Origin of the sequence: Acinetobacter sp. YH16052 (genome assembly GCF_013417155.1) — a bacterium.
In the GTDB taxonomy this organism is placed as follows: Bacteria; Pseudomonadota; Gammaproteobacteria; order Pseudomonadales; family Moraxellaceae; genus Acinetobacter.
The window spans coordinates 155345-181736 of sequence record NZ_VPEO01000003.1 but is presented as its reverse complement, the minus strand read 5'-3'; the positions used below and the strand labels follow the sequence as shown (position 1 = coordinate 181736).

The window sequence follows — 26392 nt, the reverse complement described above, 5'->3', positions numbered from 1 at the left end:
AGTTCTTAAGATGCACAGTTTATTCGTATACGGCACGCTTCGTCCGCAGCAACCCAATGCCCCTGTCATGGAGCGGATTGGGGGGAGCTGGAAAGCCGGTTATATTCGTGGGTATTTGCAGCAGCGTGGTTGGGGTGCTGAGCTGGGTAGCCCGGGTATTCAGCTCAGTGATTCGGGAGAGATTGTTCCGGGTTATGTATTCATATCCGAGAATCTTCCCCAATATTGGGATGAGCTGGATGCATTTGAAGGCGATGAATATCAACGTATCCCGGTTAAAGTATATTTGGAAAATGGTCAGACGATAGAAAGTTTGGTCTATGCTTTGAAAGATTAGACTGGGGTGTGTCATTTATTGAATTTCAAATTTTTATCAGGTCAGAGCTTCAAAGATCATAACTTTCCTTTGACTTGGTTCCAAAAGATTGAATTAATAAAGTATTCCGTTGATCTGATAGTATCTTCTGAGCAAGCCTGAAGCATTGCTTTAGAGCTTAGCGCAAGATAATCAACGGGTGGTCTGCATATTTCCGGTCATGTGATGTATTTTTGAGAAATTATTGCATACTGGGAATACGCGCTGATGATTTTTACATTTATTGTGTACTAATCAATAACGATAAAATCCCAGCCGCAATTAAAGGACCGACTGGAACACCGCGTAATACTGCTACACCAGCCACTGTGCCTAATAACAGTCCGGCCACCACATCTGGCTGATTTGACATCAGCTTCACTCCACGTCCGCCCAGCCAAGCGACAAAGATCCCAATCGCGATTGCCAGCAAAGACTTCCAGCTCAGGAAAGATTTGAGAATACTTTCTCCTGAAATTTTGCCACTGGCAATCGGTGTCAGAACACCAATGGTCAGAATAATAATGCCGATATTTAAACCATGCGCCTGTACATAAGGCAATAAACTGCTGAGAGGCGTGATTTTTAAAACAATTAACACCGCTGCAGCAATGGTGACGGCGCTATTGTGACTGAAAATACCGCAAGCCAGTAAAACCAAAAGAACAATCAGATTCAGATCAAGTTGCGACATAAGTGGGAGAGATAGAGTGAAAAATAAAGCTATTGTAGAGCTTTTCAACGCATGATACCTAGAAAACAGCGGAAGAAACCAAATTCATGACTGATTCAGGATAGAATGCACAGGTCTTCACTCGATACAGGTATAAACAGATGCTATTGGAAAAAATGTTGCAGTCACAAGGTTTCGGCTCCCGCAAGCATTGTCAGCAACTGATTAAAAATGGTGCTGTTTCAATTCAAGATGAAGTGATTGATAATCCCAAACATAAACTGGATTTGAATAACTTAAATTTCGAGGTTTATGGTAAAAGTCATACCTATCGGGAAAAAGTTTATATCGCCTTAAACAAACCACAAGGCTACGAGTGTTCGCATCAGGCGACGCATCATTTTAGTGTGTTTGACCTGTTTGATGACATTCTGTTGAATCGGGGGATTCAGTGTGTAGGCCGTCTGGATCAGGATACCACCGGACTGTTATTGCTGACCGATGATGGACAGTTTCTGCAAGCGCTCACCCATCCGAAAAAGCATGTCGCCAAAGTTTATCAGATGCAAACTGCGGATGCCGTCACGGATGAACAGATTCAGCAACTAGAACAAGGTGTTGAATTAAGAAATGAAAAAGGCATTTTTTCAGCTACCGAAGTGACACGATTGGCTGAAAATCGTCTGCAAATGACCATTCATCAAGGCGTCTATCATCAGGTGAAGCGTATGCTGGCTGCAGTAGGTAATAAAGTTGAACAGCTACATCGTGCACAGATTGGTGCTTTGGCCTTACTTGAATTGGTTGAAGGGGAATGGCTGTATTTAAATGCAGAACAGGTGGCGCAGGCCAAATTCCGCTCAGAATAATAAATTTTTTATTCGCTTGAAAGGTGATTAAAAAGACTGGTGCCTATTTCAGGAAACAGTGATAGGTCTGAAATTCATCATCCTTGATAAATCCCATAGATTCGTACAATTTATGCGATTGATAATTATTTTTTTGGGTTTCCAAGGTAATTCTTAAGGCCTGTTCATGTTTGGCAAATAAAATCGCGGTATCAATCAGTTGTTTGGCTGCGCCCTGACGCCGAAAAACCGGGGTGATATAGACATCATCCAGAATATAATAGGTCGAGCAGGCTACCGAAGAAAAACCCAGATAAAGGATGATAAAGCCGGTAAAAGTATCATCTTTGGTATTGATAAAAATAACAGTCTGCCCATCTTCAAAACGCTGTTTTAAAAATTGGTAAGAGAGTTCAGGATTGGAAGACGTACCATAAAACTGTCGATATTCATCAAATAATATCGCCAGCTGATTCAGGTCTGCTGACTGGGCGCGTCGTACGAGCATTGCATACTCCATGCTAATTTTTTATTGATTATCAGCATCAAGCATAGCGAAGTTTATGAGTGGCAGGCTTTAGAAATTGTTCGGAAATGCAACAATGTTAAATTTTGTCGCTTTCACCCAAAATGGCATTCAGTTCTTCAAATAAATCAAGATGATCATCATCCAATGCAATTTCCTGCTCATCCATTAGATTCAAAGCAGAATTAGAAAGCGAATTTTGCTCGGTTTTCGCTTCATTTTGTTTTAGCTTGCGCAAGCGGATCAGCTGTTCCAGATTGATATTCTGGTTTTCAATCGAGAAGGGGATCGATTTGGTAATCACCACCTGCTTGAAAAAAAGACGCACGGCCTGAGCTGGCGTAATCCCCAATTGCTTAAATACCGCAAAGGCTTGTTTCTTCTCTTGCGAGTCCAAGCGAATTTGATAAACTTCAGTTTTTCTCATAATATTTTTTAAAGCTTTAAATTACTTAACTTTTCGCCTTTATTCTAATCAATTACGTTTGAAATTCAATCTTAAAGCGACCGATTTTAGAAAATAATCTGTAATGACAAGCGATTTACAGTGTCAATTCAAGTTGGGAGCTGAAATTCATGCTTTTCTGCGTGATCGGATCGATGAATTGAATATGTTTGGCCAATAAACTTAAAGGTGTAGAAAAATCATCTTCCACCTTGTGCGCTACTCGAGGGTAAAAGGGATCATGACGGATCGGAATACCTAGATGATTCAAGTGCACCCGTAATTGATGCTGCTTGCCAGTATGTGGTTTTAGCTCATATTTGGCCCATTCTGTGTTGTGTTCCAGCAGATCAATAGCCGTCTCGCTATTCGGCGTTCCGTCTAGGACTTGCATGGTATAAAAAGGCTGACCTTTTTGCATTCTCAATCGTGTGACCAATGGGAATTTTAAACTAGGATTATACGCCGCAATCGCATGATAAGTCTTCTGCACTTGATGTGTAGCAAATAACTGCTGGTACAGGCCACGTGATTCCACGCATTTGGAAATCAGGACCACACCTGCCGTTTCACGGTCCAGTCGGTGAATCGGCGTCAAATGTTCATTACAGGTCTGCTTTTTAAGCCGAACCAATAGCGTTTCCTGCACATATTGTCCGGTCGGACTCATGGTCAAAAAATGCGGTTTATCGACCACCATGAAATGCTCATTTTCAAATAAAATCTGATGTTGAAAAGGAACATGCACTTCATGTGCCAAAAAACGGTAATAAAAACAGTGACTATTGGCCTGAAATGGACTTTCTGTGTTTAATTGATTGCCCTGAGCATCATAGACCAGACCCTCGTTGAAACGGGATTGCCATTCATCTGCTGCGATATGCGCAAATTGCGTGCATAAATAAGCAAAAACTGTCAGGGGTGCATCCGGACTGGCTGGCAAAAACACTTTACTGGCACTGACCCCATTCAGCATGGGCGGGTTAAATTCAACAGTTGGTTGCATGGCAGGCAGATTAACCTCTTAAGGAGCAGATGCTGTGAAAAAATACAGTTTCTCACACGGGTGAATAGGCTTTTAAAGCGTGGCGATGCTATCATATTTATTCTTTTGCATCATGTCGTGAGTAATATGCCTTATTCATTTAATGTCACTTTAAATCATGAAGACGATACCCAAAAACTAGCCAAGGTTCTGGCAGAAAATTTCCCTGCGGGAGTCGTATATCTGATCGGTGATTTAGGGGCAGGAAAAACGACGTTAACACGTTATTATTTGCAACAGCTGGGTCATAAAGGTTCAGTGAAAAGTCCAACTTATACACTGGTCGAACCCTATCAAATTAATGGTCAGGATATTTTTCATTTTGACTTGTATCGTCTGAATGATCCGTATGAACTGGAACTGATGGGAATCCGGGATTATCTGGAAACACCGAATGCGCTATTTTTATTTGAATGGCCATCTAAAGGTGGTGATGAAATTCCGCAAGCTGACCTGATTATTGAAATTTTAAAATCTGAAGATGAACTTACCCGTACTGCAAGCCTGATTTCATCGAATCTTGCTTTACGAGAGGCTCTGGAGCGTCAATTTTCACATGTCGAATGATTTAAGTCTGCGCCGTATTCGTGCCCTTGATCCTGCACTTGCCAACCAGATTGCCGCAGGTGAGGTGATTGAACGTCCGGCTTCTGTGGTCAAGGAGTTACTGGAAAACTCGATTGATGCGGGGGCGACAGAGCTGATCATTCGGGTCGAACAGGGCGGCAGTACTTTAATTGAAATCATCGACAATGGACGCGGAATTCATCATGAGGATTTACCGCTGGCCGTGATGCGTCATGCCACCAGCAAAATCCAGAGTGCTGATGAACTGTATGCGATTAGCAGTCTGGGCTTTCGTGGCGAAGCACTGGCGTCGATAGCAGCAGTTTCACGCCTGACCATGATCAGCAGTCAAAGTGACGAGGGTATCGGTTATCAGGTCGAAGTCAATGGCACGGCTTTTGATCATCAGGAAATTCAGGCTGTTGCGGCCTCAAAAGGGACGCATATCCGGGTTCAGGATTTGTTTTTTAATGTGCCTGCACGACGTAAATTCCTGAAAAAACCGGGCACTGAATTTGGTCATATCGAAGAAATTGTGCGCCGTATGGCACTGACGCATTTTGATATCCGTTTTGTGCTAGAACATAATGAAAGCATCAAACTGAATTTACCCGTGGCGGATAGCGGCGCTTTGCGTTTTCAGCGGGTACAGCAATTGCTTGGCCGCCAGTTTACTGAAAATGCCTACTGGATGGATGCAGACAGTATCAACATGCATTTGTCTGGCTGGCTTGGTCATCCTTCGGATGCGCGTTCACAGGCAGATCTGCAATATGTCTATGTGAATGGCCGGATTGTCAAAGACAAAACCATTTCTCATGCCTTGCGGATGGCCTATGACGGCATCTTGCATGGACATCAGCATGCGGCTTATTTACTGTTTTTGGAAGTTGATCCAGAAAATGTGGATGTAAACGTCCATCCGACCAAGCATGAAATTCGCTTCCTGAATCAACGAGAAGTACATGAGTTCGTACGGCATTATGCCAAAGAAACGTTGGCACAATTCCAGACCGCAACTGCAGATTTAGCCGAGGCAATGAAACAGGATGAGCAGCCTGGCTTGATGGCCCCGCAACCGCGTTATCAGGAACAGTTCAGCCTGCATCAGACTGCGCATTCTCAGCCACAGGTGGTGAGAACGACATCTGCCTTAAGTGAAAATGAAACTTCAGATGTGCTGACCGATTTTGCATCTTCAGGTCCACAAACAGTGCATTATTCCCAAGATTACCGTAAATCTTATTCTGGTTCACAGCAGCTGAATAATGCCTTGCAAAGTTATTTAGCACCGCTCAGAGAAAGTTCGGAAACCGAAATATTCAGCCCTGAGCAGTCTTTTCAGACACATGTAAACACTAAAGTGGATGAGCATCCATTGGGCATTGCTATTGCCCAGTTACATGGCATTTATATTCTGGCGCAAAATACCGAAGGTCTGATTATTGTGGATATGCATGCGGCGCATGAGCGTATTGTCTTGCAGCAAATGAAATCGGCTTGGGATAAACCTGAATTCTGGACATCACAGCAATTGCTCATTCCAAAAGTCGTGAATATTAGCCGGATGCAGGCCATGCGTGTCGAAGAGCTGAAAGAGCAGTTGGCACGTTTGGGGCTGGAAATCGATCAGTATGGTGATGAGCAAGTTATCGTACGTGGTGTACCGGCTATTCTACACAAGGCCGATTTCGATGCCCTGATTCCTGAATTATTGAATGATTTAGATCCGGGGGATCAAGCACAAAGCCTATTGCAGAAGCGTGACCAAATTTTGGCGGGAATGGCCTGTCATGGTGCAGTGCGAGCGCATCGTATCCTAAGTTTGTCTGAAATGAATGCTTTATTACGGCAGATGGAACAAACCGAATTTGCCAGTCAATGTAATCATGGTCGTCCGACTTGGCGCGCCTTTCCATTGGCTCAACTAGATAAACTTTTTGCTCGAGGAGAGTAGTTTTACATGTCCAATCAATTGCCGGTCATCAATTTAATGGGGCCAACTGCAAGTGGTAAAACCGCTTTGGCATGTGAACTGTATGAGCAAGGGGGATTTGAGCTGATTTCGGTCGATTCTGCACTGGTTTATCGGGAAATGGACATTGGTACAGCCAAGCCCTCCAAAGAGGAACTGGCGCGCTATCCGCATCATCTGATTGATATTATTAGTCCACTTGAAGTGTATTCTGCAGCCAACTTTGTCGAAGATGCTTGCCGCCTGATTGATGATATTCATGTGCGTGGTAAAACCCCGATTCTGGTTGGCGGAACCATGCTGTATTTTAAGGCCTTGCTTGAAGGTTTGTCAGATAACCTACCAAGTGCAGACTATGCTATCCGGGCAGAGATTGAAGCCAAGGGTGAGCAGGAGGGCTGGGAAGCGGTTTATGCAGAATTATGTGCAGTCGATCCGATTGCCGGTGAAAAATTCAAGGTTAGCGACAAGCAGCGCATTATTCGAGCCTTGGAAGTTTTTAAATTGACTGGTGAGCCGATTACAAAACTACAGGCAGAACAACCTAAAAACTTACCATATCGTTACAGTTTCCATAATTATGCACTGATGCCAGATCGGTTAGAATTGCATGGGCGTATTGAACAACGTCTGGAAATTATGTGGAAAAGCGGTTTTTTAAATGAAGTTGTGAATTTAATTGAAAAATACGATTTTAATGAAAATTTACCTTCCATGCGTTCAGTGGGTTATCGTCAGGCTATGGAATTCTTAAAAAATGCTGATAAAACCAAGGAAAAGCAACGGGAAATGGAGGATAAAGCTTTATTTGCGACACGACAACTTGCAAAACGTCAATATACGTGGTTAAGGTCTTTGCAAGAAAAGCATAAATTTACAACATATTTTACGCTACAGCAGGCTCAAGAAGACTTGCGAAACTGTCACGGATAAAGCAAAATTTAGGGACTATCTTTTTTATAATTTTTAATTGAAAAATAGAGATAGTTTTTGCGCTGATTTTTAATTTTTTTGGAGTTATAACATGTCTAAAGGTCAAACTTTACAAGATCCATTCTTGAATTCTCTCCGTAAGGAACGTATCCCAGTATCTATCTTCCTGGTAAACGGTATTAAATTACAAGGTCATATCGAATCTTTTGACCAATACGTGGTTTTATTAAAAAATACAGTAAGCCAAATGGTTTATAAGCATGCAATTTCTACTGTAGTACCTGCACGTAATCCACGTCCTGCTGGCGCGCCTGCTGGTCCACAAGGTGCGGGCTTCGGTGGTCAAGGTGCTGCAGGTGGCTTTGGTGGCGGTCAAGGTGCTGGCGGCTTCGGTGGTCAAGGTGGTTTTGGCGGTCAAGGCGGCGGCTTCGGTGGTCAAGGTGGCTTCGGCGGTCAAGGCGGTGGCTTTGGTGGTCAAGGTGCCGGCTTCGGTGGTCAAGGTGCTGGCTTCGGTGGTCAAGGTGGCTTCGGTGGTCAAGGTGCTGGCTTTGGTGGTCAAGGCACTGGTTTTGACAACGACACTAAATTTGAAGACTCTTCAGACGATGAAAACAATCGTTAATCGAGTTTGAAAATTAAAAAACCTCTCTATATGAGAGGTTTTTTTATATCTGTACGTTTTAAGTTTTTTAAATAAAAAGCCAACGAGATGTCGTTGGCTTTTTAGGATTATGGTAAGGCTTAACGGTTACGTTTAGGATCCAGTTGAGGATCTTTGATTTCTACATAAGCATTATTGCGCGTTTCACGTAACCAGCTATCTAATTCGGCATCAAATTGACGTTCACCAAGCAATTGGCGAGCCATACGTTCCTGATATTCCTGTGTCATATCTTGTTGGCGTGTTTCACTCACTTGCAGAATATGCCAGCCAAACTGGGATTGAAATGGTTTACTGAACTGACCTACTGGGGTGCTTTTCATCTGCTGTTCAAATTCAGGTACCATTACCCCTGGGCTAACCCAGCCAAGACTTCCGCCATCACGAGCCGAGCCAGTATCATTGGAGAACGTTGAAGCTAAAACAGTAAAATCTTCACCTTGTTTGAGGCGGTTATACAGACTATCAATCATTTGTTTGGCATTTTCAGGACTGACCACTTCAGACGGTTGAATCAGAATGTGTCGTGTTAAATATTGAGGAACAAGGGCTTTCTGTTCGCCACCTTTACGTTCCAAGAGCTTCAGAACATGTACACCATCAGCGACAGGAATCAGTTCAGAAGTTTGACCCGGTTGCAGGGTGGTCACGCGTGCAGCCAGTTCTGCCGGAATTTCTGACAGGTTTCTCACACCCATATCAGCAGCTTCGACTTTAACGCCGCCAGTGCTGTACTTTTTCCTGATCGCCTGAATGTCATTGCTGCTATTTAATTCTTGCTTTACCTTTGTTGCAATTTGTTCAGCATTTTCACCGCTTACCCGTAAATGCAGTACATGGACCTGACTGCCAAGCAAAGCCTGACCTTGCGGGGTATTCAGGAAGTTTTTAACATCTTGATCTGTAATTTGAATACGTGAAGTCACGATTTGTTGACGTAAACGATTCAGTGCTAAATCTTCAGCGATACGGTTACGTAAAGAAGCATAGGTATTGGGCGCCATGGCATCCAGTTTCTGCTGGAATGCTTCCAGACTCGGTGAACCAGAATCACGGGCAACTTTCAGGACGGCTTCATTTAAAGCTTTTTCATCTGGACGAATATTATAACGTTTAACTTGTTCAAGCTGTGCCTGACGAATAATCAGTTGCTCTAAAGCTTGTTGCTCAAGATCTTGTTGTGGTGGAACTGCCTTTTTCTGTTTTTGCAGCTGATGTGAGATTTCGGCTACACCTTGAGCCAGGTCACTACGTAGAATGATACTATTGTCGACTACAGCTACAACTTCATCTTTAGGTTGGGCAACAGCAAAAGTCGTCATCGCTGAAGAAAGGCATAGCGCAAGTGCGGTTGCTTTAAAAATTTGTTTTAACTGTTTTGTCTTCATTAACGTTCTGTCCAAGTTTGATTGATATTGTTAAAACCTAGAATACGATTTTCTAGTAATGAGGTGAGTTTGCTGCTTAACCCACCTAAGCCTTTCAGGCTGACTTCGGCCATAATAGCGCGTTTGGCTTTGACGCTTGAATCATTAACGTCGTCTAAGTCATTGTAATATGAGCGACCGTAAACAGAAACTCCCCAACAGCATGACTCATAGTTCACGCCAAGTAAATATTCCCGTGCGACACTATTGTCGAGGTCAAACTGGGCATGTCCAACCAGACGCCAGTTGTTGGCAATCGGCTGGATAAATGAACCCACCACATGATCATAGCTCTTTTGACGGTTCGGAATATCTTTGCGATAGAAATAGCCTAGGTTATAAAGATTGCCTTGCTCACCGGTATAATAAACCTGCAAATCTCGTTGGGCATTCGATCCATTCGACATCCAGCTTGAGTTCAGATTAACGTGAACATTATTTGACAGCTGGCTGGTCAGTTGAATTACAGGGCCAGTATGACTTTCACGGTCGAATTCATCTGCATCATTTTCCAACGTTACACGGCGATCTTCAAAGAAAAAGCTCTGTCCAACGCTGGCACGCAGGCGCTCCAGACCTTCTTCATTAAATAGGCTATAGCTCAGACCTAAGGAGGCAAAGTTATTGTCTTCCAGGCGGTCATTACCATAAAAGCGACGCGCACTGAAAAGTTGATCATAATTAATCGAAGCGACGACTGAATCAAAGTTTGGCTGATTCTGCTGGTTCTCATAAGGTGAATACGCATAGAACAGACGAGGCGTTAAGGTCTGTAGATACGTACCTTCTTTTTCAAAAATTAAGCCGGTGTCCAGCGTGAATTGTGGCACTACAATTGAATTATTTTCACTAGACGCGCTACGGCTTTGGGTTTTTTCATCATAGAAAGTATTGATGTTGCGTACAGTCGCCTGAGGAATGAAGAATGACCACGGGGTAAAATGATTATAACGCACGGAAAAGTCATTATAGATCCGTGTACCACTCGGTTGATATACCTTCTCACCCGTTGGGTTAGTATCAGCGAAATTTCTCAGATCCTTCTGGAAATATGCTGTGTCGTTATTAAACTCAAGTTGTAATCCCAATGGATTGCCAGTTTTGTAATTGACTAAAAGCTGTGGCAAACGTGCATAAGGACGGTCTTCATCCAGTACAGTTGGATCTAGGGTTTGGAAGTCTTCGACTTTGAATTGTGCCTTTAAGCCAGGAATACCATTTTTATAATTGACTTCCCAGGCACGGCGTAAGTTCAGGTCAGTTTTAGAGTTCGGGTTATTGTCCAGATCGGCAAAGTAATCTTTGTCTGAAGCGTAGTTATATTCAAGGTTGGTGGAAAGCTGATTATTGATCTGCCAGTTATGTAAGAAATGCAGGCTTTTACGGTCTTCGTCGCTATAGCTTTCATCGGAAGGTAAATAACCTCCCCAAATACGGCCTTCACCATAATTCTCAGTCAGATAACGGAACTCGCCATCCAGCATTACCCCACGATCGCCAATATAACGCGGCGTAATTGTCGCATCATATTGTGGTGCTAAATTCAGGTAAACCGGAACACCCAGTTCCAGACCACCATCATTGGTAAAGCCAAATGTCGGCGTCAGAATACCGGTAGTGCGGCGGTCATCAATCGGGAAGTTGAAATAGGGAACCGCTAAAACCGGAACATCTTTAACATACAACTTGGTATTCCGGGTTTCACCACGTCCGGTTTCCTGGTTCAGCTTGATCTTTTCTGCCTGAATTTTCCAGGTTGGTTTTTGCTCAGGTGGACAGGTGGTATAGGTCGCATTTTCCAGTTCTACCGTCTCGGTCGAGGTTCTGGCGATCTTTTCTGCCCGACCATGCGCATGTTGCTGCTCGGCAATATAGAAGCTGTTATTTAGGTCGCCTTCTTGGGTCTTTAAATTATAATTAATATCATCACTTTGTGAGAGCAGGCCACCCTGAGCAAGTTGTACCCGACCTTCTGCTTTGGCATAGGTCTGGGTTTGATCAATCGTTACGCGTTCAGCACGAATCTGGCGACCTTGCTGGTCAATGATGACATTGCCTTCTAAATAAGAGTCACCTGCTGGATTGTAGTGTCCATAATCTGCAGTAATGGTGGATGTAGCCTGATCTGGCGCAACGGTTGCTGCATCTGGGGCAATCGGGGTCACCCAGGTGCCTTCACAATAAGCCGAACTTAAGTATTTTTCCTGCCGCTGCTGTGCTTCAGCTGAGGATTTGTCGACATAGTATTGCGAAAAGAATGCTTCACCTGGATAGGTCTCATTTATGCGCTGTTTGAGTTGTTCTGCATTTACATCGGACGAGACATTTGATGCAGCATAGCCGGAGGCTGAGCTGCCACATAAAAGGGTTAAGATCGCAGTCGCTAGAGGATTTATTTTAAAGTGATGCTTCATTTGTCTCATTAACCAATCATGCTTTTATCGCAATTAATTATTGTCGCATCATAGAGAAAAAGTTGATAAGTAGCTACACTTAGCACTTTAAAAACTCAGCCTGTATTAGAATTAATTGCAAATGAATACACAACGCGAACAATTGATACAATCTTGGATTGCCTCTGTACTCGGTTCAGATCAATTTGAAACTCATTTTTTAGCAGGTGATGCCAGCTTCCGTCGTTATGCACGAATCAAACTGAATAATAAAACATTTATGCTGATGGATGCACCACCAGAAAAAGAAGATTGTGTGCCTTTTGTGACGATAGATGAGTTTTTTGATGCACATGGCGTGCGTGTTCCGCATATCGTGGCAAAAGACCTGGAAAATGGCTTTTTACTGCTCGAAGACTTTGGTGATGTGCTGCTGTCGAATCTGCTGAATGACGAGACTGTAGATGCCTATTATGAACAAAGTTTTAAACAGCTCATTCAGCTGCAATCGATTGCTGAAGAAGGGCATTTCCCAGCATATTCTTATGAAAAACTGATCTCAGAAATGGAATTGCTGACTGACTGGATGCTGCCAGCGTTAAAGGTTCAACTGACTGAATCAGAAAGCGCCTTGATCAAACGCACTTTTGCGATTTTGGCGAATGCCGCATTGGCACAGCCACAGGTGATCGTGCATCGGGATTTCCATAGTCGTAACTTGATGAAAATCGACAATGAAACCGAACTCGGTGTGATTGATTTTCAGGATGCTGTGATTGGTGCGGATACTTATGACTTGATCTCGATTACCCGTGATGCCTATGTACAGTGGAATGCCGATCGTGTGTATCGCTGGTTCAAAAACTTTTATGACTTGTTGCCAGCATCTGCTAAAGAAGAGCGTGACTTTGAACAGTTTAAAAAAGACGCCGACATGATGGCGATTCAGCGTCATATCAAGATTTTAGGTATTTTTGTGCGTCTGTTTGAACGTGATGGCAAGTCAGGTTATCTCAAGGACTTACCACGTGTGATGTGGTATCTGCTTGAAGAATCTAAGGCTTATGCAGAACTAGAGCCATTCATGCAGTTTATGCGTGACAGAGTGATGCCTGCATTTGAAGCTAAATATGGCTCATATGAGGTGGCTGCCTGAATGAAAGCGATGATTTTGGCCGCAGGACTCGGTAATCGTATGCGGCCGCTAACGCTGCATACGCCAAAGCCTTTGCTGGAAGTTGGGGGCAAGCCCTTAATTGTCTGGCATATAGAGAAACTGGCTGCGATCGGTGTTACTGAAATTGTCATCAATACGGCTTGGCTCGGTGAAAAACTCGCAGAAGCTTTGGGCGATGGTTCACGATTTGGCATCAACATCCTTTGGTCACATGAGGGTGAAGGTCTGGAAACCGCTGGAGGAATCATTAATGCCTTGCCGCTACTCGGTGATGAACCTTTTATTCTGTTAAATGGTGATGTCTGGACCACGATGGATTTTGCTCCTTTACTGGATATTGATCTAAAGGATAATTTGGTGCATCTCGTACTTGTGCAGAACCCTGAACAACATCCTGAAGGTGATTTTACGCTTGCAGCCGGGAAAGCTTATACCTTTGATCAGCAAGTCGAAGGTGAAAACCTGACTTTTAGTGGTGTATCCGTGCTTGATCCAAAGATGTTCCAAGGCTTAGAGACTGGCAAGCGTCCTTTAGCGCCATTGCTAAAAGCGGCAATGCAGAATCAGCAGGTTGCCGCTTCTAAATTGGTAGGCATTTGGGTTGATGTGGGAACCCCGGAGCGTTTAACGGCACTGGATACAGCGATCCATGAAGGGAAGTTTGCTTAAGTGAATATTCGCTAAGCACTGCCTACTGTGCCAATATAGAGAAAACGGTATACTTCCACCTAACTTTTTCGAGCGTAGATTGTTTATGCACATGTTTTTTCAAGAACTAAAGCAGGGTAGCCAGGCTTTGGGTTTAGAGCTATCTGATGAAGCTTTAAATTTATTACTCAAGTATCAGGATGCTTTGGTGTTGTGGAACAAAGCATACAATTTGACTGCAATCCGTGATCCTAAAGAAATGCTGGTCAAGCATCTGCTCGACAGTTTAAGTATTTTAAAGGACTTGCCTGTAGGCAGACTGCTGGATATCGGTACAGGTGGCGGTATGCCGGGCATGATCATTGCTTTATGTCAGCCTGAGCGTGAATGTGTATTACTGGATTCTAACGGTAAAAAAATTCGTTTCCTCAAGCAGTTTATTGCTGACTTAAAACTTAAAAATGTTATTGCCGTGCAAACGCGTGTAGAAAACGAAGACAGCATCAATGAGCTGGGTCAATTTGATGTGATTACCAGTCGTGCCTTTGCATCATTAACAGACTTTGTCGATGCTTCTAAGCCATATATGCACGAACAAACGATTATTGCCTCAATGAAAGGCTTAATTCCTGAAGATGAAGTTGCTACTTTAAAAAATGAATTTAGTTGTGAGATTATTGAACTTAAAGTTCCGCGCTTAGACGAACAGCGTCATTTACTTCTATTAAAACGTATTTAAGATTTTTAAAGGGATTGGGGGCAACATGGCACAAATTATTGCGATTGCAAACCAAAAAGGTGGTGTAGGTAAAACCACAACCGCAGTAAATTTGGCGGCATCTTTAGCTGTGTTAAAAAAACGTGTTTTGCTGGTCGATATGGATTCGCAAGGTAATGCGACCATGGGGTCTGGCATTCAGAAGAATGACCTGCTGTATTCGGTTACCGATGTGTTGCTGGGTGAAGTGCCGATTGAAACGGCGATATCTAAGGCGGAAGTCGGTTACAAGGTACTTGGGGCAAACCGTGATCTGGCTGGGGTTGAGTTGGCGATTGCAGAGCAGGAAGGGCGCGAGTTCATTTTACGGGATGCATTGCAGGAAATTGAATCCTCATTTGATTATATTATTGTTGATTGTGCACCGAGTCTTAGCCTGATTACTGTCAATGCTTTGGCAGCCGTGGATGGTGTGCTGATTCCAATGCAGTGTGAATATTATGCACTGGAAGGTCTGGCGGATTTAACCCAAACCATCGATCGGATTCAGCAAGCATTGAATCCGGACCTGCAAATTGTCGGTGTATTACGCACCATGTACGATGCACGTAATGCCTTAACCCGTGATGTCTCTGAAGAATTAGAACAATATTTCGGTAAAAAACTGTATGAAACCGTAATTCCACGAAATATTCGTCTGGCTGAAGCGCCAGCACACGGTTTGCCGGTGATTTATTTTGAAAAAAGCTCAAAGGGTGCAGTTGCTTACTTAAATCTGGCAGCTGAAGTATTAAAGAAAAGCAAAGTGAAAAAAGGAAGTAAAGCATGACCGTCAAGAAACGTGGACTCGCCAAAGGTCGTGGCTTGGATGCCTTGCTAGGCTCAATTCAAAAAGAAAAATTACAACTCGAAGCTCAAGGTCTTGACCATGGTCAGCTAAAACAGATCGATGTGAACTTGCTCAAGCGCGGTGAATATCAGCCGCGCCGTTATATTAACGAGCAGGATTTGCAGGAACTGGCGGCATCGATTGAAAAGCATGGCATCATGCAGCCCATCGTGATCCGTCCGGTTGACGATGAACGCTATCCATACGAGATTATTGCGGGTGAACGTCGATGGCGTGCTGCACAGCTGGCGGGTTTGACCGAGGTTCCTGCGATTGTACGTGATCTGAATGATCAGGTTGCGATTGCACTGGCCTTGATTGAAAACATCCAGCGTCAGGATCTGAATCCGATTGATCAGGCGATGGCTCTGCAACGTTTCCATGAAGAATTTGGCTTAAGCCATCAGGAAATTGCAGATACCGTGGGTAAAGCGCGTACGACAGTGAGTAACCTACTTCGCCTGCTTAGCCTGGCAGAAGAAGTGAAAGACTTTATGCAGCAGGGTTTGCTGGATATGGGGCATGCACGTGCGATCTTAACCTTAAAAGCTAAAGATCAGCTCAAAGTTGCAGATATCGTAATTGAAAAAAGTCTGTCTGTTCGTCAAACCGAGCAGTTAGTCCGTGATTTCAATACACCTAAACAAGAAAAAGTAAAAGAAGCTGTAGCACCGGATATTCAGCAATTGACTCAGCGCCTTTCAGAGCGTTTCAGTGCAGATGTTAAAATTGACTATAACAAGCAAGGTAAAGGGAAACTGGTTATTAGCTATCACTCTTTAGAAGAGCTGGATGGCATTCTTTCTATTTTAGAAGATGAATAATTTATATATTTTTTTATTGGGGAATAAATTAGATGTGGGAATTGGTTAAAGCAGGTGGCTGGCTTATGCTGCCCCTGGTCTTGTGTTCTATCTTTATGCTGGCGATTTCGATCGAGCGTCTGATTCGCCTGAAAAAGAATGCAGTACTTCCGTTGACACTGTTGATGGGGCCTTCGCAAAATACAGCACAAGTCATGCAAAAAATGAATCAAAGTGCGGCCTTAAAGCAAAGCACTTTGGGTCGGGTATTTACTGCAGGCTATGCCAGCAAGCAGCAAGGTGAGCAGTATGCTCGCGCACAGATGGAAGTGGTGGCATCACAGGAAATTGGTTATCTGGAAAAAAACATTAATTTTCTGGGAACTTTGAGTGCAGTTGCGCCTTTACTCGGTTTATTGGGAACTGTACTTGGGATTATTGAATCTTTCCTGATGATCGATGTAGGTACCGGGAGTGATCCGGTATTGATGATGCCGGGTATTTCCAAGGCTTTAATTACCACGGCAGCCGGTATGTTGATTGCAATTCCTGCACTGTTTGCGCACCGTTATTTTCAGCGTCTGGTTCAGGAATATGTGGCTGAACTTGAACAGCAAGCGACTTTGTTTCATGCGGATCTTTTTTATCGCAATCATGCAGACATAGACCAAGACATGCAAAAAGCCAGCTAGGAGGCGGATGATGAAATTCAAACGCAACCAGGTGGAAGATGTACATATTAATCTGACACCGATGATTGATTGTCTGCTGTTTATTCTGGTCTTTTTGCTGTTATCGACGACTTTTAGCCAAATGAGCCGAATGAATCTGACCTTGCCTGATGCGCAGGGTGTACCGCCTAAAAGCTATGATCAAAAAGTCGAAGTGATTGTGGATGCCAATGGTCATTACGCAGTCAATGGTCAATCCTTGGCCAGTAAGGAAGTCGCGGATTTAAATACTGCAATTAAACAGATTTCTAATGAACGCCGTGATTTAATGTTTGTCATTGCAGCTGACGCAAAAGCCAGCCATCAGGACGTGATTCGTGTCATGGACGTGGCCGGGCAGCTCGGATTTGTAAATATTAATATCAGTACCAAAGTACCCACCCGAGGTTATTAGTGAAGCACGATTTTAAGGTCTATCTTCGCCTTTTAAGTTATTTAAAACCGTTTTGGGGCATTGCATTGCTTGTCCTGTTGGGTTTTTCTATTAATGCGGCTACGGAAGTTTCTGTCGCTAAATTACTGGAATATATTATTGAGGCGATTCAAAATAAAGACCAGAGTTTCACATCACTTTTCCCGTTTTTAGTGGTCATACTCATGTTCTTCCGGGGCTTGGGTTTGTTCATGGGTGGATATTTTACTGCGGTAATTTCCCGGAATCTGGTATTCAATATCCGTCAGGAAGTTTTTGCAAAATTGCTGCGTTTACCTTCCCAGTATTATCTGGACAATACCAGCGGGCATATTACTGCCAAAATCATGTATAACGTTGAACAGCTAACCGCTGCTTCAACTGAAGCCCTAAGAACCTTGTTGCAACAAGGTTTGATCACTCTGGCATTATTAGGCTACCTGTTGTATACCAACTGGCGTCTGACCATGTGTATCCTGATTTTTGCACCCGTCATTGGCTTTATTATCAGTAAAGCTGCAAGACGGATGCGTAAATTATCGCAGCAAGTGCAAGACACCATGGGTGATGTAAACCATGTGGTGCAGGAAACGGTGAATGCCAACCTGATCGTCAAGGGTTTTGGAGGGCAAAGTTATGAGCAGAAACGCTTTAAACAGAACTCGCTGGAAAACTTGCGTCGTGGCTTGAAAATGGTCGCTGTACAACAGTTGAATAGTCCTGTGGTTCAGCTGATCATGTCGATTTCACTGAGTATTGTGATGTTTATTGCCTTGCGTCCGCAAATTCTGGGTGATACCTCTGCGGGTGAATTTGTCGCTTATATTACTGCGGCGGGTATGCTGGCAAGACCGATCAAAGCCTTGACGGATATCAATGAAAAAATTCAACGTGGTATGGCTGCGGCTCATTCGGTATTTGAATTGCTGGATATGCCTGAAGAAAAAAATACCGGGACTTTAACGGATAGCCTGAAAGGCGATATCGAGTTTAAAGATGTCAACTTGATTTATGATGATGGCCATCATGCTATTCATGACTTTAATTTGCAGGTCAAGGCCGGTGAAACAGTAGCGCTGGTAGGACGTTCTGGTGCAGGAAAAAGTTCTCTGGTGAATCTGCTGGTGCGTTATCAGGATGCAACTTCGGGGCAGATCCTGCTGGATCAGAAACCGATTGAAGATTTTGAAATTACCGCCTTGCGAACCCAGATTGCCATGGTGAATCAGCAAGTGGTGCTGTTTAACCGTACCGTGCGGGAAAATATTGCTTATGGTCAGCTTGAAGGTGCTTCCGATGAAGATATTATCGCGGCAGCAAAGGCAGCCTATGCGCATGATTTTATTATGGCATTGCCGCAAGGTTATGATACTCAGCTGGGTGCCCAGGGTTTAAACCTGTCTGGTGGTCAGCGTCAGCGCATCGCCATCGCACGAGCAATTTTGAAAAATGCCTCTATTCTGATTCTGGATGAAGCAACCAGTGCGCTGGATAACGAGTCGGAATACTTTATTCAGCGTGCCTTTGATAAAGCCATGCAGGACCGTACCACCATCGTAATTGCACATCGTTTATCAACGATTGAAAATGCTGATCGTATTGTGGTCATGGATCAGGGCCGTATTGTTGAACAGGGCAGTCATGCCGAACTGATTGCGCTACATGGTGCTTATTATCAGTTGCATCAGCGTAACTTTGAGGAACAGTAACTTATGGCACTGGCACAAATCATTCAGGATGCTTGGAATGCACAGGCAAAGTGGCTGGTGGTGCTGCGTCCTTTGTCATGGTTGTATCGCCTGGGTTTTGTCAGCAATCACTGGCTTTATCAAAAAGGCATTAAAAAAAGTTATAGTGCACCGATTCCCGTTATGGTGATTGGCAATATCACGGTCGGTGGTAGCGGTAAAACACCTTTGCTGATTCATCTGGTGGATTATTTAATCGAGAAAAATGTTCGGGTAGGCGTGATCAGTCGAGGCTATGGCGGTCAAGGTCCATTTCCTGCCTATGTCGACTTTAATACCTTGCCGGAGATTGTCGGAGATGAGCCTGCCTTGATTGTACAGGCAACAGGCGTGCCGATGGCAGTTGGTCCTAACCGGCAGAAAAGTATCGAGTTATTATTGCACAAACATGAACTGGATCTGATTATCTGTGATGATGGCCTGCAGCACTGGGCCTTGAACCGCCAGATTGAGTGGATTGTGCTGGATAATAATCGCGGTCTGGGTAATCAAAAGCTTTTACCTGAAGGCTATCTGCGCGAACCTGTAACACGGCTAAAAACCGGAACCGTAATTGAGCATTCGGCTAACCCAAGCTCTGAACTGAATATGCATCTGGCTGCATCACAGCCTTATTTGCTCAATCAGGACAGCACTAAAATCTTTGATCCTCAAGCGGCTTTTTATGCGGTAGTCGGCATTGGCTTTCCACAGCGGTTTTATCAGACCTTGCAAAATTTAGGCATAGAACAATTTCAGTGTCATGAGTTTCCCGACCATCATGACTATGACATTGAGGATTTACAGTTTGATGATAGTAATCCGATCATTACGACTGAAAAAGACGCAATAAAAATTATGGCGCTACTTAAACAATATCCAGATTTTAAACAGGATATTTGGGTGGTGCCAGTCGATGCAGTCCTATCGCCAGCCTGCTATACAGTCTTGCAGCAACAGTTACAACAATACGGTATTCAAATTTCTTAAGGCTCATTCATTATGAAACACATTGTTATTCCTGCACGTTTCGCCAGTTCACGTTTACCGGGTAAACCTTTGCTGGAAATTCATGGTCGTCCCATGATTCTGCGGGTAGTGGACCAAGCCAAAAAAGTGCAAGGTTTTGACGATCTGTGTGTGGCAACTGATGATGAGCGTATTGCCGCCGTTTGCCGTGCTGAAGGCATTGATGTGGTGATTACCTCGGCGGATCATCCTTCAGGCACAGACCGATTGAGTGAAGTGGCTCGAATCAAAGGCTGGGCCAGTGAGGACATTATTGTCAATGTACAGGGGGATGAACCTTTACTGCCGGCGCAACTGGTAAAACAGGTTGCTCAACTCTTGGAAGATCAGCCTGAATCTTCCATGTCGACGCTATGTGAGCCGATCCATCAACTGGATGAATTCAAACGCGACAGCATTGTAAAAGTTGTCATGTCAAAACAGCAGCAGGCACTGTATTTTAGCCGTGCTACCATTCCTTATGACCGTGATGGCGCGAAACTCGCTGAACCGAAGCTGCATGATCAGGCCTATCGTCATTTAGGTCTATATGCCTATCGGGTAAAACTGTTGCAAGAATATGTGACCTGGGAAATGGGTGTGCTGGAGAAACTGGAATCTCTAGAACAGTTACGGGTACTGGAAAATGGACACCGTATTGCCATTGCGGTGGCTGAAGCCAATTTGCCGCCAGGGGTAGATACTCAGGAAGATCTGGATCGCCTGAATCAGATGGATCTTTACCATTTTGCCTAAGAAGAGTCAAATACATGCCTTTTGATGTCAATGCACATATCTATCCATGGCAGCAACAGGTTTGGGAAACCCTGACCGGGCGCTTTCCCAAGCTTGGACATGGTTTATTGTTTTATGGAAAAAAAGGCTGTGGTAAAGAAGCGTTTACCCAACAGTTTCTGGCTTGGGTGTTATGCCTGAATCATCAGCCTGCCGGGCCATGTGGTGAATGCAGTAGCTGTCAATGGTTAAAGGCAGACACCCATCCCAACTATGTGCATATCAGTACCGATGACGACAATAAAAAACAGAATGCCAAAATCAAGATCGAGAAGATTCGCGATCTGCTGCCTTTTGTGCAACAGACTGTAGATGGCTGGCGCGTGATTGTGATTGAGCCGGCAGAAGCCTTGAATATTGCCTCTGCCAATGCCTTACTCAAAACACTGGAAGAACCCGGTAATAATACGGTCATTATTTTACTGGCGAATCATTATTTAAAATTGCCCGCGACTATACGCAGTCGTTTGCAGTATTTTGCTTTGGACCGGATTTCCGCAGAACAATTTAGCGATTATGTCCAGAATCAGCTCCCAGATGCAGGTGCTAGCCAACAACAGTTATTGATGAACCTGTCCAATCAGATGCCGTTACAGGCACTAGAGGTTGCACAAAGTGCCTGGCTGCCACTACGTCAGGAATTCCTGCAAGACTGGCAAAAACTGGTCATTCAAAAAAATATGCCACTGGCAATTGCGACCAAATGGAATAAAAGCCTGAGTTTTGGTGAATTTGCTCAAATGTTTGAATACTTGTTGTCCGATTTAATTTGTGTCAAGCTAAATCAGACGGTGAAAAACATTGACCTTGAATTCAATGTGCTTGCCGAACAATATTCATTAGAAGCACTTTTTAAAATTTATGAGGATTTTCAGCAAGCCAAGCAATACCTCGAGCAGAATGTCCAAAGCAATCTGGTTATTGATGAATTGTTTATCAAGCTGATGAATCTTTAATTAAGGGGAAATCACATGCAACCACGTATGGGCGGTATTATTCAGGCCAATATTCCTGACATCGAAACACTGTTTGCCAGCTATATGCCTTATGTTGTGGGTGGTGGGCTTTTTATTCCTTCCAAGCAGCCGGTCAAACTGGGCGAAGAAGTTTTTGTATTGACAACTTTGCCTGACCAGACCCAGAAAATTCCTTTAACTGGTAAAGTCATCTGGGTCTCGCAAAAGCAGAATGGCATCAAGCCCCAAGGCTTTGGCATCCAGTTAAGCGGTGAAAAAGGCGTTTATTTCAAAAATGAAGCAGATCGTCTGGTTGCGGGTCTTAAATCTGAAGGACGTAAAAGTTACACTATGTAGTTAATTTACCCTTGGTAGGAACGCATCGTGTTTGTAGATACTCATTGTCATTTAACTCTGCTTGATTTGACACCATATCATGGTGATCTGGACCAAGCATTGGCTCAGGCTCGTGAAGCCGGTGTTTCCAAATTCATGAGTATCTCGGTCGATCTGGATGATCATATCGAGCTGGCCAAAATTGCCGCGCGTCATGCAGATGTCGGCTATACCGTTGGCGTACATCCTTGCGAAGATGCTGCAACCATGGCGCGTGCCACGACTGAATATCTGGTCGAGCTGGCACAACCGGAGAAAGTCTGGGCGCTCGGTGAAACAGGTCTGGACTATTACCACAGTACCGATTTTATTGCAGAGCAAAAAGCCTGTTTCGCCCGGCATATCCATGCGTCACAAATCACCAAAAAACCTGTAGTTGTTCATACCCGTTCCGCCAAGCATGATACTGTCGATATTATCCGGGCGGAAAAATCGACTCACGGGATTTTGCACTGTTTTACCGAAGACTGGGAAACCGCAAAAGCAGTACTGGATTGCGGTTATTATGTGTCATTTTCCGGAATTGTTTCATTTAAAAATGCGCAGGATCTGCGTGATGTCGCCAAACAGGTTCCGCTGGATCGTGTGCTGATTGAAACCGATAGTCCTTATCTTGCGCCAATGCCGTATCGTGGCAAATCTAATGAGCCTAAATACGTTCCTTATGTAGCCAAAGCGCTTTGCGATGTATATGATAAGTCACTGGAAGAAATGGCTTATATCACAAAGCAGAACTTTGAAAATCTTCTGAATTTAAAGTAAATAAAGTTATATAAAGTACAAAGAGAGTTTATAGGGTGAAGATGGATCGTCAAGCTCAGTTTCGAGCAAGAGAAACCTTGATTTTTCAAGTAGCAGAGCAACTCCTGTTAGAAAATGGTGAAGCAGGAATGACGCTTGATGCGCTTGCCGCCGAGCTTGATCTGGCCAAAGGGACACTTTATAAACATTTCCAGAGTAAAGATGAACTATACATGCTGCTGATTATCCGAAATGAGCGCATGTTGCTGGAAATGATTCAGGATAGCGATAAAGCCTTTCCTGAACATCTGGCCTTCTTTATGCTGCATCATTTGCATCATCCTGAACGTACTGTGCTGTTTCATCAAATTGAAGAACGCCTGTCGACGACTGGGGTTGGAATCCAGCACCTGTTTAGCGAACTTTATCAGGTGCGCAAACAGCGCTTACGCCTGATTATCCGTATGACAGAAACTTATCTGGCATCGATCAACAGCCGCATGTCGGTACGCGATTATCTAGCGTCGATCTGGTCGCTGACCCATGGTGCAGCCGCAATTCTCAATTCCAGTTTCTATCAGCGTTACTTGGGTTCACGCGATACCTTGCGTGTGGCCTATATCGATCAGGCGCTGGCTTTGCCCAAGCAGGTGCATTCTGCCGACCAGTTTGTCTAAGGTTGTCCTATGATCAGATCACCTCACAGTGCAGTTCGTGGCTTTACCTTAATCGAATTGATGGTGGTGATTGTGATTATGGGAATTATGGCTTCACTAGTGCTGCTGAATACCAGTGGTGTCGATCAGCGCAAAGCGATGCAGGCACGGGAAATTTTATTGGTGGACTTGCAACGGGTGCTACGCGAGGCTAATGACCAATCCAGAATACTCGCGCTTGACGTTCAATCAGCGACAGATGTCACGCCATTTCGCTATGGAATTATAGAATATCGTTCGGCAGCGCAGACTGAACCGAACCTGCAAAATGAGAAATGGCAAAATTATGCAGATTTTAAATTGCGTAGTTTGCCTGATCATATTTCCTTTCAGATTCAGGCACTGGAACAGCAGCGTTACGCCAAGGCACAAAACCGTGACCTGACTCAGGCAAATTCACCTCAATTGATCTGGCTCGGCAATGGTGAAGTCAAACCGGTGCGGATTCAGTTCTTTTTAGAAGACCGTGAAGTGGGTGCTGCGATTGAGATTGATCATCTGGGTAAAATCAATGAAATCTAGATATTTCAAGCAGAGCGCTGGGTCTGGTGTAATCAAGTTGTTTAAGGCGAGTGTTCATGGATTTGATCATGTGTGCTGCAAGCATAGGACTTCGTCTTGCGCTGCTATCGGACTTTCTTGCGCGACAATGTCGCTCAGGTCGAGTGTTACTCGACTTAATCGTGCCTCAGGTTTTACTTTGTTGGAAGTCATGGTGGCCTTGGCAATTTTTGCAACCGCAGCTATGACCCTGACCAAAGTCGCAATGCAATATACCCAGTCGACCTCGAATGCCATTCTACGTACCAAAGCACAGTTTGTTGCCTTAAATGAAGTGGCGCAAATGGAAATCAATCAGGAATGGATGGAAGGGACGGCTTCCAAACAGCTGACCCAGCAAGGTGAAACCTGGCAGATTGACAAGCGCAGCGAACTGACGGTCAGTCCGAATGTTCAGCGAATCGAATTGCAGATTAGTCTGGTTAATCAGGACAGTGGTCAGGTTGAATCTGGCATCAGCAGCCTGATGTTCTTTAATCATCGCATGAACAATACCCCATGAAGCCTAAAGGATTTACCCTAGTTGAATTAATGGTCGCCATTGTAATCTTTGCGGTGCTGTCTGCTTTGGGCTGGAAAGTTTTTGATTATATTGTCAAAACCAAAGATCAGAATGTGATTCATGAGCAGCGTTTAGGTCAGCTACAGCAAACCTATCAGCAGATTCTTCGAGATACCGTACAGGCAGTACCCTTAACGGCCAATATCAATGGGGATATTCAGCCGGCTCTGGTGCTGCAGAACGGACGCTTTAATTTCAGTAAAACCGGGGTAACTGATCCTTTAGAAGAAGGGATTTCCCCAGATGAGCGCATTGAATATCAGTATCGAGCCGATGAGCAGAAACTTTATCGCTTGAAATACCGGAATCTAAATCAGGCAGGTCAAGATCAGCCCGAATCCAGTGTTTTATTGTCGGAAGTGGAACAATTTCAGATCATCGTACTTAATCCGAATGAACTCACGCAATGGCCGGATGCTTCTGCTGATCTGAATCAGTTAGAGCATAAACAGCGTTTGCCTAAAGGGATTAAAATCAATTTAACCGTGAATGGTGTAAGTTATGAATGGATGTTCAGTTTATTGAATACGGACTTTTTGCTTGATACTCAGAACACCGGTCAACCCAGCTCAGAATAATAAGAAATGAAAATGAATAAAGCGATCATGATCAAGCAGCAGCAGGGCATTGCACTGATTACCATTCTGGTGATGGTAGCGCTAGCGACTATTCTGGCGGCTACGATTGCGCAACGTCAAGCTGCAACTGCTGAAAGCACTGCCTATTTGATGCGACAAAACCAGTCCTTAATGTATGCCAAAAGTGCTGAGGCCTTTTTTTCTGAATTGCTGGTCGATGATGCTGAAAATGCCGCAGAGGTCGACCATCTGCAGGAAACCTGGGCGCAGCCCATGCCAGCTTTTCCGGTAGATGACGGTTATGTCTCCGGAATAATACAGGATGAATCAGGCAAGTTTAATTTAAATAGACTGATTACTGCCGAAGGCGCAGTCAATGAAAATGCCAAAGCATGGTTCGAGCTGATTCTAAAACGTGCCAGTTTGCCGGAACAGCTCAGTGAAGCAGTCATTGACTGGCAGGATGCAGACGAGCTGGTCAGTGGGGGCATGGGCGCCGAATCTAACTATTATCAGAGCTTGCCCAATGCTGCTTTGCCACCGAATGCAAAATTTCATAGCGTAGAAGAGTTAAAGCTGGTACGCGGCTTTGAAGAGAATAAATATAAGTTGATTGAACCGTATCTCAGCGCTGCACCGGTGCAGGAGAGTTCGGTCAATATTAATACGGCTTCAGCTTTTCTTTTGGCCAGTATGGATGAAAAGCTGGATGTGAATGCAGTGCAGCAATTGCTGGATCAGCGTCAGGCTAATTTGGAGCACTTTTCCAATGTATCTGATTTGTGGTCACTGGAGCCTTTTGCTCAGGTCGATGCGGACAAGCGTAATTTGTTTAACAGTCTGCTTGGGGTGCAATCCAATTATTTTAAAGCCCGAATCGAAGTGGTTTTAAGTGAGCGTAAGCGCCAATTTAGTAGTGATCTGGTTCGTCAGGACAAACAGGTTTATGTGGCGTATCGCAGCATGGCGCCATTTTAATTTCAGCTCATGAATTGTACAGGCTGTATAAGCGCAAATGCCGGGCTGATGCCTTTTCCCTATCATGCTAAACAGCAAAATTAATCCTCAAAGCTTTACTTTTGCTTTATAATCAAAATTAATTCACCTATTTTTTGACGACATTACG

At 44.1% G+C, this 26392-nt stretch carries 30 protein-coding genes; 24 read left to right on the top strand and 6 right to left on the bottom strand.

The window, feature by feature from the left end; genetic code table 11:
• Positions 1-10: 10 nt before the first annotated feature.
• Positions 11-337: a gamma-glutamylcyclotransferase family protein gene (locus FTV42_RS03625; RefSeq protein WP_085064566.1), complete on the top strand. Its 327-nt coding sequence runs from the start codon at positions 11-13 to the stop codon at positions 335-337.
• Between the two features lie 259 nt (positions 338-596).
• On the opposite strand, the gene FTV42_RS03620 is transcribed toward FTV42_RS03625, so the two are convergent.
• The gene (locus FTV42_RS03620) at positions 597-1049 is read right to left on the bottom strand and encodes a DUF441 domain-containing protein (protein WP_086044693.1); all 453 of its coding nucleotides are present in this window, start codon (positions 1047-1049) and stop codon (positions 597-599) included.
• A gap of 140 nt (positions 1050-1189) precedes the next feature.
• Here FTV42_RS03620 and FTV42_RS03615 point away from each other — a divergent pair, with 140 nt between their 5' ends.
• Positions 1190-1897, top strand: a complete 708-nt coding sequence (locus FTV42_RS03615; RefSeq protein ID WP_180037448.1) for a pseudouridine synthase — start codon at positions 1190-1192, stop codon at positions 1895-1897.
• Positions 1898-1940: 43 nt separating this feature from the next.
• Here the strand turns inward: FTV42_RS03615 and FTV42_RS03610 are convergent, their stop codons facing one another.
• The 3 genes from FTV42_RS03610 to FTV42_RS03600 all read right to left on the bottom strand — a co-directional run bounded on the left by FTV42_RS03610 (position 1941) and on the right by FTV42_RS03600 (position 3853).
• Entirely contained in the window at positions 1941-2384 is a 444-nt protein-coding gene (locus tag FTV42_RS03610; RefSeq protein ID WP_005106546.1) for an N-acetyltransferase, read from the bottom strand.
• A 97-nt stretch (positions 2385-2481) separates the two neighbouring features.
• The gene (locus FTV42_RS03605; RefSeq protein ID WP_086044694.1) at positions 2482-2829 is read right to left on the bottom strand and encodes a type II toxin-antitoxin system RelB/DinJ family antitoxin; all 348 of its coding nucleotides are present in this window, start codon (positions 2827-2829) and stop codon (positions 2482-2484) included.
• A gap of 115 nt (positions 2830-2944) precedes the next feature.
• Positions 2945-3853, bottom strand: a complete 909-nt coding sequence (locus FTV42_RS03600; protein ID WP_180037446.1) for a pseudouridine synthase — start codon at positions 3851-3853, stop codon at positions 2945-2947.
• A gap of 126 nt (positions 3854-3979) precedes the next feature.
• Here FTV42_RS03600 and tsaE point away from each other — a divergent pair, with 126 nt between their 5' ends.
• The 4 genes from tsaE to hfq all read left to right on the top strand — a co-directional run bounded on the left by tsaE (position 3980) and on the right by hfq (position 7989).
• On the top strand, positions 3980-4459 hold the full coding sequence (gene tsaE, locus FTV42_RS03595; protein ID WP_004645485.1) for a tRNA (adenosine(37)-N6)-threonylcarbamoyltransferase complex ATPase subunit type 1 TsaE: 480 nt from the start codon (positions 3980-3982) through the stop codon (positions 4457-4459).
• Positions 4449-6416: a DNA mismatch repair endonuclease MutL gene (mutL, locus tag FTV42_RS03590; protein ID WP_180037444.1), complete on the top strand. Its 1968-nt coding sequence runs from the start codon at positions 4449-4451 to the stop codon at positions 6414-6416. The genes tsaE and mutL overlap by 11 nt, the downstream gene beginning before the upstream one ends.
• Before the next feature lie 6 nt (positions 6417-6422).
• Entirely contained in the window at positions 6423-7367 is a 945-nt protein-coding gene (gene miaA / locus FTV42_RS03585) for a tRNA (adenosine(37)-N6)-dimethylallyltransferase MiaA (RefSeq protein ID WP_004645483.1), read from the top strand.
• A gap of 91 nt (positions 7368-7458) precedes the next feature.
• Positions 7459-7989 (top strand): RNA chaperone Hfq, encoded by a 531-nt coding sequence (gene hfq / locus FTV42_RS03580; RefSeq protein ID WP_148334401.1) that lies wholly within the window; start codon positions 7459-7461, stop codon positions 7987-7989.
• A gap of 119 nt (positions 7990-8108) precedes the next feature.
• Here hfq and FTV42_RS03575 read toward each other — a convergent pair whose 3' ends face one another.
• Together FTV42_RS03575 and FTV42_RS03570 are read right to left on the bottom strand one after the other, a co-directional pair.
• Positions 8109-9416, bottom strand: coding sequence for a peptidylprolyl isomerase (locus tag FTV42_RS03575; RefSeq protein WP_180037442.1), 1308 nt, complete (start codon positions 9414-9416; stop codon positions 8109-8111).
• Positions 9416-11869 (bottom strand): LPS-assembly protein LptD, encoded by a 2454-nt coding sequence (locus tag FTV42_RS03570; RefSeq protein ID WP_180037440.1) that lies wholly within the window; start codon positions 11867-11869, stop codon positions 9416-9418. The genes FTV42_RS03575 and FTV42_RS03570 overlap by 1 nt, the downstream gene beginning before the upstream one ends.
• 121 nt (positions 11870-11990) lie before the next feature.
• On the opposite strand from FTV42_RS03570, the gene FTV42_RS03565 reads away from it, so the two are divergent.
• The 18 genes from FTV42_RS03565 (at position 11991) to gspK (ending at position 26244) form a co-directional block, all read left to right on the top strand.
• Positions 11991-13004 (top strand): aminoglycoside phosphotransferase family protein, encoded by a 1014-nt coding sequence (locus tag FTV42_RS03565; RefSeq protein ID WP_180037438.1) that lies wholly within the window; start codon positions 11991-11993, stop codon positions 13002-13004.
• Positions 13005-13694 (top strand): N-acetylmuramate alpha-1-phosphate uridylyltransferase MurU, encoded by a 690-nt coding sequence (gene murU / locus FTV42_RS03560; protein WP_180037436.1) that lies wholly within the window; start codon positions 13005-13007, stop codon positions 13692-13694.
• Positions 13695-13779: 85 nt separating this feature from the next.
• A complete protein-coding gene (gene rsmG, locus FTV42_RS03555; RefSeq protein WP_004278890.1) occupies positions 13780-14412 on the top strand; it encodes a 16S rRNA (guanine(527)-N(7))-methyltransferase RsmG in 633 nt (210 codons plus the stop codon).
• Between the two features lie 25 nt (positions 14413-14437).
• Positions 14438-15220, top strand: a complete 783-nt coding sequence (locus tag FTV42_RS03550; protein WP_004278889.1) for a ParA family protein — start codon at positions 14438-14440, stop codon at positions 15218-15220.
• Complete coding sequence (locus FTV42_RS03545; RefSeq protein WP_004731487.1) at positions 15217-16104, top strand: ParB/RepB/Spo0J family partition protein; 888 nt, start codon at positions 15217-15219, stop codon at positions 16102-16104. The genes FTV42_RS03550 and FTV42_RS03545 overlap by 4 nt, the downstream gene beginning before the upstream one ends.
• Positions 16105-16136: 32 nt before the next feature.
• Complete coding sequence (locus FTV42_RS03540) at positions 16137-16775, top strand: MotA/TolQ/ExbB proton channel family protein (RefSeq protein ID WP_004645474.1); 639 nt, start codon at positions 16137-16139, stop codon at positions 16773-16775.
• A gap of 10 nt (positions 16776-16785) precedes the next feature.
• Positions 16786-17208 (top strand): biopolymer transporter ExbD, encoded by a 423-nt coding sequence (locus FTV42_RS03535; protein ID WP_004278885.1) that lies wholly within the window; start codon positions 16786-16788, stop codon positions 17206-17208.
• Complete coding sequence (gene msbA / locus FTV42_RS03530) at positions 17208-18935, top strand: lipid A export permease/ATP-binding protein MsbA (RefSeq protein ID WP_180037434.1); 1728 nt, start codon at positions 17208-17210, stop codon at positions 18933-18935. Before FTV42_RS03535 ends, msbA begins: the two co-directional genes overlap by 1 nt.
• 3 nt (positions 18936-18938) lie before the next feature.
• Positions 18939-19943 (top strand): tetraacyldisaccharide 4'-kinase, encoded by a 1005-nt coding sequence (gene lpxK, locus FTV42_RS03525; RefSeq protein ID WP_180037432.1) that lies wholly within the window; start codon positions 18939-18941, stop codon positions 19941-19943.
• Positions 19944-19955: 12 nt separating this feature from the next.
• Entirely contained in the window at positions 19956-20717 is a 762-nt protein-coding gene (gene kdsB, locus FTV42_RS03520; RefSeq protein WP_180037429.1) for a 3-deoxy-manno-octulosonate cytidylyltransferase, read from the top strand.
• 14 nt (positions 20718-20731) lie between these two features.
• Positions 20732-21712 (top strand): DNA polymerase III subunit delta' C-terminal domain-containing protein, encoded by a 981-nt coding sequence (locus FTV42_RS03515; RefSeq protein ID WP_180037427.1) that lies wholly within the window; start codon positions 20732-20734, stop codon positions 21710-21712.
• Positions 21713-21727: 15 nt separating this feature from the next.
• Positions 21728-22069, top strand: coding sequence for a PilZ domain-containing protein (locus FTV42_RS03510; RefSeq protein WP_004278877.1), 342 nt, complete (start codon positions 21728-21730; stop codon positions 22067-22069).
• Between the two features lie 27 nt (positions 22070-22096).
• A complete protein-coding gene (locus FTV42_RS03505; protein ID WP_004278875.1) occupies positions 22097-22870 on the top strand; it encodes a TatD family hydrolase in 774 nt (257 codons plus the stop codon).
• A 41-nt stretch (positions 22871-22911) separates the two neighbouring features.
• Positions 22912-23526, top strand: coding sequence for a TetR/AcrR family transcriptional regulator (locus FTV42_RS03500; RefSeq protein ID WP_004278873.1), 615 nt, complete (start codon positions 22912-22914; stop codon positions 23524-23526).
• A 9-nt stretch (positions 23527-23535) separates the two neighbouring features.
• Positions 23536-24087 (top strand): type II secretion system protein, encoded by a 552-nt coding sequence (locus FTV42_RS03495; RefSeq protein WP_180037425.1) that lies wholly within the window; start codon positions 23536-23538, stop codon positions 24085-24087.
• Complete coding sequence (gene gspI, locus FTV42_RS03490) at positions 24077-24628, top strand: type II secretion system minor pseudopilin GspI (protein WP_253158774.1); 552 nt, start codon at positions 24077-24079, stop codon at positions 24626-24628. The genes FTV42_RS03495 and gspI overlap by 11 nt, the downstream gene beginning before the upstream one ends.
• Positions 24625-25266 carry a type II secretion system minor pseudopilin GspJ gene (gspJ, locus tag FTV42_RS03485; protein ID WP_180037421.1) on the top strand — a complete coding sequence of 214 codons (642 nt, stop codon included), beginning with the start codon at positions 24625-24627 and terminating at the stop codon, positions 25264-25266. The genes gspI and gspJ overlap by 4 nt, the downstream gene beginning before the upstream one ends.
• A 6-nt stretch (positions 25267-25272) precedes the next feature.
• The gene (gene gspK / locus FTV42_RS03480; RefSeq protein ID WP_180037418.1) at positions 25273-26244 is read left to right on the top strand and encodes a type II secretion system minor pseudopilin GspK; all 972 of its coding nucleotides are present in this window, start codon (positions 25273-25275) and stop codon (positions 26242-26244) included.
• Positions 26245-26392: the final 148 nt, after the last annotated feature.